The sequence below is a fragment of the Ihubacter massiliensis genome, assembly GCF_024125305.1.
Taxonomy (GTDB): Bacteria; Bacillota; Clostridia; order Peptostreptococcales; family Anaerovoracaceae; genus Hominibacterium; species Hominibacterium faecale.
The window spans coordinates 2,867,582-2,879,655 of the sequence record NZ_JAMXVH010000001.1; the positions used below are offsets into that span (position 1 = coordinate 2,867,582).

A 12,074-nucleotide genomic window follows, 5' to 3' on the forward strand; every position below is an offset into this window, starting at 1 on the left:
AACTATGCATTGTCGAATGCGTAATCTGCATGAAAAGACGCAAAAAAAAACCGAAAGCCTGAATGATCAGACCTTCAGCTTCTGCTGCGATTGCAGTCGCAAAATCAGCTGTTGGCAAGCTCGATGCACTTGCTGATAAACGACTCCATTCCCGGCTTCACATTTTTCTTGTTATATAAAATAACATAATTCATTGCATCATCAATGCCCTCGACCTCAATGCTTTTTATATTATCGGACGGATTTCTCTCCACAAGCAATCTCGGCAAAATTCCGATCCCATTCTCAAGGGATACCTCCATCACCATGCTCTCATAATTATTGCAAAAGATCGGCTCCGTCATCTTCTTCTGCCCGATCTGTACCAGCAGGCGAGCGATAAATTCCGGCTGGGCCAGCTTGCTGCTTTTCCACAAGACCAAAGGCTTGGAATATAAATCCTCGATCACAACATGCGCTTTACCGCATAATTCGTCCTCATCATGTACGATAAAGGCAACCTTGTCTTTGAAAAACGGCTTTTTCACGATCTCCTCTGGAATCGTTTTTGTTAAATGGTCCAACGTTATCGCTGCGTCAATGTCTCCGTTTTCAACTGCCGTATTCACTTCTTCAGGCTGAAGAGATATGAAGGACAGCTGCAGGCTCGGGTATTCGGTTCTTAAAGTCCGGATCATTCTCCGCTCATGGAGTCCAAGTATATTAAACGGCATTCCGATGATAAGTTTCCCGGCTTTTCCTATGCTGATGTTTTCAATCTTACTATGCAGGGCATTTATACGCCTCAAAATTTCCTGTCCTTCTTCATAAAAGATTTCACCAGCTTGCGTTAATTCCAAAATTCTGGAATTTCTCTTAAATAATGGCATTCCCAGCTCGCTTTCCAGCTCTGAAATTTTCCGGCTGACGGTGGACTGATTTGTATATAGATGGGTTGCGGCAGCTGTAAAGCTTCCATGTTTCACGATTTCAAAAAAACATTCAAACTGTTTAGTATCCATGCTTCACCTCTACTTTTGGAAATGCACTATCTTATAACAATATTAACATATATTCACCAGCCACACAACGCAGCAGGTATAAAATAACCCGCTTGAATGCCTTTATACTAATTTCTGCACAAATAGCTCATTTCTGCGGCCGGGCCATCTAAAAACCCCTTCCGGATAGCTCCCGGAAGGGGTTTGATGATAGTTCGAATTGCGGTGCAGTTCTTAACGTTTTGAGAACTGGCTTGCTCTTCTGGCTTTTTTGAGTCCGTATTTCTTTCTTTCCTTCATCCTTGAATCTCTTGTCAGGAATCCGGCAGCTTTCAGCGGCGCTCTGTAGGCGTCTCTGTCCGCTTCGCACAGTGCTCTTGAAATACCATGTCTCAGAGCTCCGGCCTGTCCGGTGTATCCGCCGCCGCTCACGGTAGCGATTACGTCAAACTTGCCTTCGCAGCCTGCGATTTCGAAAGGCCGTTTAACTTCTCTTTTTACGATTTCCATTGCCAGATAATCGTCCAGAGGTTTTCCGTTTACTGTCACGTTTCCAGTACCAGGGATTAATCTCACTCTAGCAACTGAAGACTTTCTTCTTCCTGTTCCGTAATATTGCGTTTTTGCCATTGTTCAATTCCTCCCTTCTCTAAATATCCAAAACTTCCGGCTTCTGCGCTGCGTGATCGTGTTCCGGTCCCGCATAAACCTTCAGTTTCTTGTACATCTGTCTGCCGAGTTTGCCGTTTGGCATCATGCCTTTGATCGCATGTCTTACCACTTCAGTCGGATGTTTTTCCATTAACTGCTCGAAAGTGACCTCTCTCAGACCGCCCGGATATCCGGTATGTCTCTTGTAGATCTTTTCTTTTCTCTTCTTGCCTGTCACTTCCACTTTGTCAGCATTGACGATGATCACATAATCACCGCAGTCAACGTGAGGTGTGTAAGTCGGTTTGTTCTTTCCTCTTAAAATAGCCGCGACCTGCGAAGCCATTCTGCCGAGGTTCTTGCCTTCTGCGTCTACAACGTACCATTTACGTTCAACTTCATGAGGCTTTGCGATAAATGAACTCATTTTCCTTTTCCTTTCTACCTACTGGGATCCCTGCGGGATCTGGTTCGGCTCTGTCTACTCGAATTCTAAAGAATTGGTTTCGACGAACTAAAACGATTTTTAGCCGCGCTCGCTCCGGACGGCTCTCCCATCCTGCTCGCGCGAAAAACGTGCCACTGTTTGCGACACGAGGATATTTTACACTTACTGGGCCTGAAAGTCAAAGGTTTTTGCACCTTTTGGGCATTTTCTTTTCCTTTCAGGCCCAATTACCGCAAATCGGACTAAAATCAGGCCATATCGTCACGGAGCACATCGATAATATTTTCTTTTTTGATGCGGCTGATGGCATAGAGCATGGTGATAAAAATGACCAGGAACACCCCGGCTATACTGATGCCCATGCTGCTCCATGGGAAGATGAATTCCAGATCCAGCCCGCCCGCTGCCATCACCTTGTAAATCAGAAAGGAGAGGACCGCTGCGATGGGAAGTCCCAGCAGCAGGGTGCGCATGCCATAAAAGGCGCATTCAAAATTCATCATTTTCTGGAAATCCCGATCAGACATTCCCACAGAACGAAGCATAGCCAGTTCCCGCCTGCGTAGTCTGATATTAGTGGAAATGGTATTGAACACATTGGCAATGGCAATCAGCGAAATCATGATAATAAAAACGTATGCGAACAGATTTACCACAAAGAGCAAGCTGCGGTTTTGCTCAAATATTTTATGCACATTGTAAAGGGTATATTTGGATGCAAGTCCCGCACCCTGGATCATCTTTTCCATTTCCGCCGTCGACTGAGCCGGGTTCTTTGAGAGGAACGTCAATCCCATCTGATTTTGGACCCCGGCACTATCGAATCGATCCTTTAACTGATAAGGAGCCACTGCGATAAAAACATACGGCTTTACCTCAGAAGGATCTGTTGGCAGCGTATCCGACGGGATGGTATCGACAAAGGTGATGCTCACATCCTGTCCCTGCTTTGCCTGGGGCTTACCGTCTTTTTCAGGCGCAATGCGCACGTCAATTGAGTTTTTTGCGAACAAATCGATCAGGGAATTCTTTTCATCCTGCTTCTGCCTGTCATTTTTCACCTTGGCAGCAGCGATCAATTTGGCGTTTTCCCCGGTATATTCTGTTGGAGACAAGCCCAGGCTTTTGATAAAATCCAGATATATGCTGTCCTCAATGAATTGGATATCCATGGACAGATCAACCGTTTCCTTTGTCCCATCAAGTCCGGCAGCTTTTTGAGACCCCTGGGAAAAATCCCCGGCTGCGGCCGGACATCTGTACTTTAAAATGCTCTGATAAGAACTTTCGTAAACACCTCCCGCAGTCCGAAGCCGGTCATAAAGTCCAAATAACTCGTCGTCATTTCCATTTTGTGTATAGAGACAGATATCATAGTCGCTGTTTACCGCCGACCGCTCCGCTCCCTGCTTCAGATGAGCACCGAACGTTCCTGCCGAAACGAACAGAACCACGCTCAAAGTGAGAGAGAGGACAATGCTCCGATAACGCCCCTTGTTGCGTTTAAAGTTTTTCAAAGCCAGTGTGCCCTCCAAACCGTAAAGCCGCTGCGCCAGCTTTGATGTTTTAACGGCTTTTGGGTCCACTTTCACCTCATTGGTCTGCCGAATGTTCTCCATCACAGGAGTGCCGGCAGCTTTCTTAGCCGGGATATAAGCGGAAATCAAAATGGTAATCATGCTCACCACCGCCGCAGCGATAATGGCCGGAACGGACACCATCAGTTTCAAAGGTACGCTGCTGTAAGCAAAGCTGGCAAAGTTTTTGGAGATTATGGAAATGACCAGGCTGATGCTGCCGATTCCCGCCAGCACGCCGATGGGTATGCCCACCGCGCCGATGCAAAATCCTTCAAAGAGCACCGAGTTTCGCAGCTGTCTGGCTGTAGCTCCTACCGATGATAAGATTCCGAACTGCCGCGTGCGTTCATTCAGGGAAATGTTGAAGGAATTATAGATCAAAAAGATCGAGCCGATCATGATCATAACGACCAGAATTCCCACCACTGAATACAAAAGCATATTGAACAAGTTGTCGTTTGAGAGACCCATGAACCGCAGCACATCGTCGTTAAAGACGCAGGCATGGCTTCCGGCCGCGCTGGCTGCATAATCCCGGGTTCCCTTGGGATTGTCCAGGGTGACAAAGACACTGAGACTGCCTGCTGGGTGCGCCGAGTCCGCCGCAGTAATCAGGGTATAGCCCGGTGAGGAAAACTCTTCAAAAGCCGGTCTTTCGCAGATTCCGACGATTTTGTAAGTCCTTTGGTCATTTGTTTCCAGATGTTCTCTGACCGCATTCTTCTCATTGCCAGCAGCGTACGGGTCGTGCTGGCCCAACTCCTTTACGCCCGCTTCCCGATCGCCGACAGCCAGGGACAAGGTATCGCCCACTTCGTATTTCACGCCTCCGTTTGAAGCCACGTGGGCAGGAAGAACAACTTCCCCGCTGTTTTCAGGCATCCGCCCGGAAAGAAGATCAATCGGCAGGGTATCAAAGGCTTCCTTAGAAAATCCCGCCACAAACAAATACGGTTTTTCCGGGTTTTTTCCGCCCTTGAGCGCTGCATAGCCAATATTTTCAATGGCCGCGGTATTTTTAACTTCTTGATCTTTGGCCTGTTCCTTGACAAAAGCGTCATTTACGTCCAGAAACTCCACATGCCAATCTCCGTATTTCTCCATTGCGCCCTTTACCATATAGGTTTGCAAAGAGACGGCAAACGCGGCAACCGCCGTAATCATGGCGGCGGATAGAATCACGCCGATCACCGTTACGATGGTACGGGTCGGACTCTTTTTCATGCCTTGGAGGGCAACTTTATTAAAGATGTTCATAGCCGTACCGCCTGCCTCTCGTCCCGCACGACTTTTCCGTCCGCGATGGAAATAATGCGGTCTGCCTGCAGAGCAATGTTCTCATCATGGGTAACCAGGATCAGGGTTTGGCCGTATTTTCGATTGCTCAGCTTGAGCAGGCTTATGATTTCCTGTCCGTTCTTGCTGTCCAAGCTGCCGGTTGGCTCATCGGCAAGGCAGACCTGCGGGGCGTTCATCAGAGCCCGCCCGATGGAAACTCGCTGCTGCTGGCCTCCCGAAAGCTGATTGGGCAAATGGTTCCTCCGATCCTGCAGACCCAAAAGCTCCAGCAGATCGCTAAGCCGCTCCTGGTTTACCTTGCGCTTATCCATCAGGATGGGCAGGGTAATGTTTTCCACCACATTGAGGGTTGGAATGAGATTGTGAAACTGGTAAATCAGCCCCACCTGACGACGGCGGAAAACAGCCAGCTTTTCATTGTTCTGAGCATAAACGTCCTGTCCGTCCAGGTACACTTTGCCGCCTGTGGGCACATCCACGCCGCCGATGATGTGCAGCAAGGTGGATTTGCCCGATCCTGACGAACCGATGATGGCAGTAAATTCCCCCTTTTGGATTGTCAGTGAAACGTGGTCCAGGGCGATCACTTGGTTGGCGCCCTTGCCGTAGACCTTACTTAGATTTTCAATTCTTAAAAAGTCCATTATGTGAGTCTCCTTTCTCTTGGTTTACCCATATAATAGAACCTTAAACTTACATCTCCGTGACTTTCAAGTGAGAGATCCGTCACTTTGGAAAACGGATGATGAAAACCGCCCCTCCTTTGGGATGATTCTTGGCTGTAATCGCTCCGCCCTGGCGCGTAAGGATGGTCTTGCAGAGGGCCAGCCCAATGCCATATCCGGCTGCGTTTTCGCTTTTTCCCCGGTAAAACCGGTCAAACAGATGAAGCAAGTCCTCTTTCTCAAAGCCTTTGCCGCTGTCGCGGATGGTAATCTGGGCAAACAGCGGGTTATCTGCGCAATAAATCTGAATTGTCCCCTTTTCCCCAGCGCTTTCCATGCAGTTTTTGATAATGTTCTGAACCGCTTCTGAAAGCCAGCCGCCATCTCCTTCAATCACCATTCCTTCAGGCACGTCCACCGTCAGATCGATATCGCGCAGCTCCATGGAAATGGCCAGCGGCCGGACGGCGGCGGAGATCATTTCTCTCACATCCACCTGCTGGCACTGAAAGACAACAACCCCTGCATCCAGGCGGGACAGCTTTAATAAGGAAGTGAGCAGCCAGTCCATCTGCACCAGGAGTTCTTCTGTTTCCCGCACAAAGGCTTTCCGCTCCTTTTCATCCGTGCAATTGTCCAGCAAGGATAAAATCAGGTTTACCGAGGTCAGCGGGGTGCGGAGCTGGTGGGCGATGTCGGCCAGGGATTCGGCAAGATGTGCCTTTTCTTTTTTTAAAATATCGTTCTGCTCCCGAATCCGCAGCGTCATTTTTTGGATTTCGCTGCTGAGGATGGAAAGCTCCCCCTCTTCCGAATCGCTGATAAACAGATGCTCCGCATTATGAAGCACCTGATCGATCTGGTCGGAGATTCGAGCTATGTTTTGATACCGGGCTTTGGTAAACACACAAAAAGCCGTCGCAAAAGCAGCGGCTCCGCCCAGGAAAAGGATTCCCGCGGCCGCCTTTATGGAAAATCCCAGCGCTGTAAAAATGGCGGCGATCAGGGTAAACACCAGGGCGAACCTGCGAAATTCTCTATTCCGAAGCATATCCGTCCCCCAGTCTGTAACCGGTCCCGCGAACAGTGAGGATGATCTGCGGGTTTGCCGGGTCCCTTTCGATCTTTTCCCGCAGGCGCTTGATGTAGACCGTCAGTGTGTTGTCATTGACGAATTCGCCGGCTGCATCCCATAGTTCGTCCAGCAGCCTGCCTCTGGTAATAATGCTCTTGGGATTGCTGATAAAGATCAGCAGCAGGCGGTACTCCAGGGCGGAAAGAAACACCTCACTGCCGTCCTTTCGAACAACGCCGCTGGCCGTATCCACATGAAGTCCTCCGATCTCAACCTCCGATCCGGGGCGTCCCCTTTTCCGCAGAGCCGTCTTGATTCTGGCAATCAGCTCGCGGGGGCGAAAGGGCTTTGTGATATAATCATCCGCTCCCATATTGAGCCCGGTAACCACGCTGGCTTCGTCGCCGGAAGCCGTCAGAAAAATCACGGGAATGTCCTGGGACGCCTTAATTTCCGTGCAAACGGTGAAGCCGTTGCCATCGGGCAGGGAGATGTCCACAAGGGCCAGATCAAACTTATTTTCCTCCAGTGCCTCCAGGGCTTCTCCGCGCGAGCCGGCGCAGGTAACCGTAAAGCCCTCGGAGCGGAGCAGCAGCATTAGATTTTTGGAAATGGCCTTGTCGTCCTCGACTAAAAAAATTCGTGGCATTGGATCCCTCCTTACATGATTTTGCAGCACCTCTTCAGACGATTACTTCTTTATGTGCAGATTCTGATTGTGCAGCTTTTTTTTCATCCAAAAGCAGATTTCTGAGGAACGCTTCAAGGTACTCCGTTGTCCCGTAAATACCTTGCTGCAGGTCGGTATAGTTGGCGCGAACAAGGGCATTTCTGAAATACCACGCATGTTCTGCAAAGATATCATTTGCCGCTGAAAAGCCAAGTGTTCTCAGATACTTAATAAAGAACACGGCCGTTGTTCGCGTATTGCCCTCTCCGAAAATATGGATTTGCCACAGCCTTGAAACAAACACCGCAAGATGAATATTCCCTCAAACAGTTTGCAGTGGATTGAAATATACTCGTTTGGCGAAAACGAAAACGCCGTTTCAGAAAGTATGTTCTTTTCAGAAGTGCTTCAAACCATTTTATACATGCAGTTTATCATAAAATCACAATTCAATCACACAATTATTGATAATTCTGTGTGCATCATCACACTTTTATAAGTTTTCATGTGACAGCCCTGTTTACAGGAGTGAAGATAGGCCGCCCGGCGCTTCGGGAAAAAACTGAAACAAACTTTCGCTTTTTACGCAAGTTCCAACGACCAGGCGCTGTCAAATTCGCTATGAGGCCGCGAGGACCGCAAGCTGCCGGGATCAGGCCCTGCAAACCCACAACTTTGCGTAAAGAATGCAAATTTTTACAGAAGTTTTCCGCAATGCCAGGCTGCGGCGGCTTGGAGATAGGCTGTGGGATCTTCGGGAAAAAACTGAAACAAACTTTCAATTTTTACGCAAGTTTCAACGATTTGGCGCTGTCAAATTCGCTATGAGGCCACAAGGACCGCAAGCTGCCGGGATCAGGCCCTGCAAACCTACAACTTTGCGTAAAAAATGCAGATTTTTACAGAAGTTTTCCGCAATGCCAGGCTGCGGCGGCTTGGAGATAGGCTGTGGGTTCTTCGGGAAAAAACTGAAACAAACTTTCGCTTTTTACGCAAGTTCCAACGACCAGGTGCTGTCAAATTCGCAGCGAGGCCACGAGGACCGTAAGCTGCCGGGATCAGGCCCTGCAAGCCTACAACTTTGCGTAAAGAATGCAAATTTTTACAGGAGTTTTCCGCAATGCCAGGCTGCGGCGGCTTGGAGATAGGCTGTGGGTTCTTCGGGAAAAAACTGAAACAAACTTTCGCTTTTTACGCAAGTTCCAACGATCTGGCGCTGTCAAATTCGCAGCGAGGCCACGAGGACCGTAAGCTGCCGAGATCAGGTCCTGCAAGCCTACAACTTTGCGTAAAAAATGCAAATTTTTACAGGAGTTTTCCGCAATGCCAGGCTGCAACGGCTTGGAGATAGGCTGTGGGTTCTTCGGGAAAAAACTGAAACAAACTTTCGCTTTTTACGCAAGTTCCAACGATCTGGCGCTGTCAAATTCGCAGCGAGGCCACGAGGACCGTAAGCTGCCGGGATCAGGCCCTGCAAGCCTACAACTTTGCGTAAAGAATGCAAATTTTTACAGGAGTTTTCCGCAATGCCAGGCTGCGGCGGCTTGGAGATAGGCTGTGGGTTCTTCGGGAAAAAACTGAAACAAACTTTCGCTTTTTACGCAAGTTCCAACGATCTGGCGCTGTCAAATTCGCAGCGAGGCCACGAGGACCGTAAGCTGCCGAGATCAGGCCCCGCAAACCCACTGCTTTGCGTAAAAAGCGAAAACTTCCAATAAAATTTTCCCAATTTAAGCCAAGGCACGGCAAAGACGGAACTGCAAAAGTCCCGTCTCATTTCAACAGATTTTCAACACTTTATATCCCCGAATATACAGTTTTTCCATCCATCACCGTCAACACAACGGAGGCATCCTTGATTTCACTGGCATCCGCTGCGAACAGATTCCGGTCCACCACTGCAAGATCCGCCAGCTTTCCTTCCTGCAGGGCTCCGATATCCTCCCTTCCATACGCCCTCGCCGCCCCGGATGTATAAGCTTTCAATGCTTCCGCCAGACTGATGCGTTCTTGCGGATTGACCCCTGCGGGCTGTCCCTGATCGTCCATCCGGGTGACAGCCGCATAGATCGATGGAAACGGATTAAAATCCACCACCGGATAATCGGTGCCAAAGGCCAGCTGGCCGCCCTCATCCAAAATGGAACGGTGAGGCCATTCCCATCTGCAGCGGGCTTCTCCGATGCGGCTGATTTTTTCATTCTGATCCAGAACCAGATGGTAAGGCTGCATGGAAGGGATCACGCCCAGCCGGGCAAAGCGGGGAAGGTCTTGAGGATGGATGCTTTCAATATGTTCAATGGTGTTCACCTGGCCGTGGTTTCCATTGGCTTTCAGCGATCCTTCATACAGGTCCAGTGCCATACGAACCGCGCCGTCTCCGATACAATGAAGCCTCACGCCAAGCCCCGCCTTGTTGGCCGCCGTAACGGATGCCTGGTTTTCCTCAAAGGGAGCACCCGGCACCCCCTCCCCGCAGGTCTGAGGCCGATCGGAATAAGGCTCCAGCAGCAGACCCGTATAGGTGGAAGTGACCCCATCAAGAAACCCCTTTACTCCCGACAGCCGCAGCTTTTCCGAGCAGTACCTGGCCTGCAGTTTCTTAGCTTTTTCAAAGTCCGTATAGCCATCCAAACGGGTATAAATGTGCAGACGGCAGGTGAGTTCTCCAGCCTCTTCCATTTCCTTTATGATCGCATAATTCCGATTTGCCGCCTCGTTGTAATCATCGGCGGACATTTCGCTGATGGAGGTAACACCGCAGGCATTGATGCGGGATAGGAATGTTTTATGAAACTGTTTCATCTCTTGGGCATCAAAATCCATGACTTTGGCCATCGCAGGACTAAAGGCTTCCGGCTCAAAGAGCAGTCCACTCAGCTCACCGTTTTCAAATTTACCGACAGACCCGCTCCTGGGACGCAAATCTTCCGTAATCCCCGCTTCTTCCAGGGCCTTGCTGTTGAGCCAAAAGGTGTGGACATCCGCGGAAATGAGATAGACCGGCTTGTCTGTAAAAATTGCGTCTAAAGATCGTTTATCCGGAAGGGGCGCATCGTTCCAGTTGGCCGGAAACCAGCCCATTCCCAGAATGCGCTTTTCCTCCGGGTGTCGGGCGGCAAAGGCTTTCACCATCCGCAGACATTCCTCTTCAGATGCGGCCTTTGCGATTTCCGTACACATACGGCCGCTTTCTGCGATCGCTCCCAGGAAATAATGGACGTGGGCGTCTACAAAACCCGGAAGAATCAGCTTGTCTCCATAGTCCAAAACCACATCGCAGTCATATTGGGAAAGGTCCGTTTCTCCCACTGAGAGGATGCGGTTTCCTTTTATGATCACCGAGCCGGAGATGGGAGCATCATCAAGTCCCGTAAAGATGGTCCTGCTTTTCAAAATCAAATCTGCTTTCACTTGCTTTCCACTCCTTCATTGTCCGGGCAATATTTTCTTTTTTTAGTGGTACTGAAGCCACGGATCACAGCTACCACTGCCAGAATAGCCGCCATGATCAGCCATGGAATCTGATAGGAACCGAAATGTTCGTACAAGGCTCCCAGCCCGGCGGCTCCAAAGGCTCCGCCGATTCCAACGAACATGTTGACATATCCGATGAGCCTGGGCATATCCTTTTCGCCGTACATGTAGTTCATCAAAAGCGGGGAAATGATATTGATGCTGGCAACACCGAAGATATAGAAGGCGCTGTACACGATGACCGCGCTCTTGGAAACGCTGAGAAGGGACAGTCCCACAGCAGATCCGGCAAAGCACAGGGCACTGCCTACTGCAGCGATGGACAGACGCCACCGATCGCAGATCCATCCTACTACGGGTCCTGTTACCACCATGATCAGGGAAAGGATAGAGGTGATGGCCGTGGCCTGGGGCGCGGAGAATCCGGCAATTACCATGGTGGGAATGCCGTGCTGTAAAATGGAGCTGGACGCGATCACAGCCAGGCTGCATGAAATCAGCACCAGCCAGGTAATGGGCCTGCGAATAGCGACGCTGAAAGCAATTCCTCTGGTTCCCGAAGCTTGCAGCTGCTCCCTTTCTGCGTCTTCCACATCACCGATTCGTTTTAGACCCTTTTTCTCCGGACTCCAGACGACCAGCTTTGCTGCGATTAAAACGGCAATTGCCACACATACAGCCAGGACGATGTATCCTGCGCGCCATCCCATTTTGCCGATCACCAAATTGAGGATATTGAGCTCTGCGATGTAAACCAGTGTCATACCGGTGAGCAGCAGGCTGATCGCCCTGCCCTTTGCTTTTTCGCCAAACCAGTTGGACACCAGCAGCTGGCATGGAGTCATGGTCATGGCAGCAAAGCAAAAGCCCTGAGGCACGGCAAAGATATAAAACATGGTCAGACTTTTAGCTGAAGCGAACCCAATAAAGGAAATGACCCCGATGATTCCCGCGGTGATCATGATTTTTTTAATCCGCTTTTCGTCCAAGAATTTTGAGACAATGGCCAGGGTAATGATTCCGGTGATGGACATGATGGTCAGGTAAAAGGAATAGGCTGCCACCGAAAGGCCCAGGTCCTGGGTGACCGGCAGCATAAAGACGCCGGTCACGGACACAATGCCGCTGTAAACCAGACCGGTAATAATGGCACCGGTGATGACGATCCACCATCCGTAATAAAATTTTCCGTTTTCATCTTTGAACGAGAATGATTTCATAATACTTAC

The 12,074-nt window shown here is 49.6% G+C and carries 9 protein-coding genes; all 9 read right to left on the bottom strand.

The window, feature by feature from the left end; translation table 11 throughout:
* Window positions 1-104 precede the first annotated feature (104 nt).
* Complete coding sequence (locus NIA71_RS13340; protein WP_253020644.1) at window positions 105-1,001, bottom strand: LysR family transcriptional regulator; 897 nt, start codon at window positions 999-1,001, stop codon at window positions 105-107.
* 213 nt (window positions 1,002-1,214) lie between these two features.
* Window positions 1,215-1,610: a 30S ribosomal protein S9 gene (gene rpsI / locus NIA71_RS13345; protein ID WP_148398240.1), complete on the bottom strand. Its 396-nt coding sequence runs from the start codon at window positions 1,608-1,610 to the stop codon at window positions 1,215-1,217.
* Between the two features lie 19 nt (window positions 1,611-1,629).
* Window positions 1,630-2,058, bottom strand: a complete 429-nt coding sequence (gene rplM, locus NIA71_RS13350; RefSeq protein ID WP_148398238.1) for a 50S ribosomal protein L13 — start codon at window positions 2,056-2,058, stop codon at window positions 1,630-1,632.
* A 269-nt stretch (window positions 2,059-2,327) separates the two neighbouring features.
* The gene (locus NIA71_RS13355) at window positions 2,328-4,916 is read right to left on the bottom strand and encodes an ABC transporter permease (protein WP_253020645.1); all 2,589 of its coding nucleotides are present in this window, start codon (window positions 4,914-4,916) and stop codon (window positions 2,328-2,330) included.
* Window positions 4,913-5,602 carry an ABC transporter ATP-binding protein gene (locus NIA71_RS13360; RefSeq protein ID WP_148398235.1) on the bottom strand — a complete coding sequence of 230 codons (690 nt, stop codon included), beginning with the start codon at window positions 5,600-5,602 and terminating at the stop codon, window positions 4,913-4,915. Before NIA71_RS13360 ends, NIA71_RS13355 begins: the two co-directional genes overlap by 4 nt.
* Before the next feature lie 82 nt (window positions 5,603-5,684).
* Window positions 5,685-6,674: a sensor histidine kinase gene (locus tag NIA71_RS13365; RefSeq protein ID WP_253020646.1), complete on the bottom strand. Its 990-nt coding sequence runs from the start codon at window positions 6,672-6,674 to the stop codon at window positions 5,685-5,687.
* Window positions 6,661-7,347, bottom strand: coding sequence for a response regulator transcription factor (locus NIA71_RS13370; RefSeq protein WP_148398231.1), 687 nt, complete (start codon window positions 7,345-7,347; stop codon window positions 6,661-6,663). The genes NIA71_RS13365 and NIA71_RS13370 overlap by 14 nt, the downstream gene beginning before the upstream one ends.
* 1,818 nt (window positions 7,348-9,165) lie before the next feature.
* Window positions 9,166-10,782 carry an amidohydrolase gene (locus tag NIA71_RS13380; protein ID WP_253020647.1) on the bottom strand — a complete coding sequence of 539 codons (1,617 nt, stop codon included), beginning with the start codon at window positions 10,780-10,782 and terminating at the stop codon, window positions 9,166-9,168.
* On the bottom strand, window positions 10,779-12,065 hold the full coding sequence (locus NIA71_RS13385) for an MFS transporter (protein ID WP_253020648.1): 1,287 nt from the start codon (window positions 12,063-12,065) through the stop codon (window positions 10,779-10,781). Before NIA71_RS13385 ends, NIA71_RS13380 begins: the two co-directional genes overlap by 4 nt.
* Window positions 12,066-12,074: the final 9 nt, after the last annotated feature.

Bases quoted from the DNA above. Each gene is read 5' to 3' on its own strand.
- NIA71_RS13340 (WP_253020644.1), bottom strand. From the start codon at position 1,001: ATGGATACTAAACAGTTTGAATGTTTTTTTGAAATCGTGAAACATGGA.
- rpsI (WP_148398240.1), bottom strand. From the start codon at position 1,610: ATGGCAAAAACGCAATATTACGGAACAGGAAGAAGAAAGTCTTCAGTT.
- rplM (WP_148398238.1), bottom strand. From the start codon at position 2,058: ATGAGTTCATTTATCGCAAAGCCTCATGAAGTTGAACGTAAATGGTAC.
- NIA71_RS13355 (WP_253020645.1), bottom strand. From the start codon at position 4,916: ATGAACATCTTTAATAAAGTTGCCCTCCAAGGCATGAAAAAGAGTCCG.
- NIA71_RS13360 (WP_148398235.1), bottom strand. From the start codon at position 5,602: ATGGACTTTTTAAGAATTGAAAATCTAAGTAAGGTCTACGGCAAGGGC.
- NIA71_RS13365 (WP_253020646.1), bottom strand. From the start codon at position 6,674: ATGCTTCGGAATAGAGAATTTCGCAGGTTCGCCCTGGTGTTTACCCTG.
- NIA71_RS13370 (WP_148398231.1), bottom strand. From the start codon at position 7,347: ATGCCACGAATTTTTTTAGTCGAGGACGACAAGGCCATTTCCAAAAAT.
- NIA71_RS13385 (WP_253020648.1), bottom strand. From the start codon at position 12,065: ATGAAATCATTCTCGTTCAAAGATGAAAACGGAAAATTTTATTACGGA.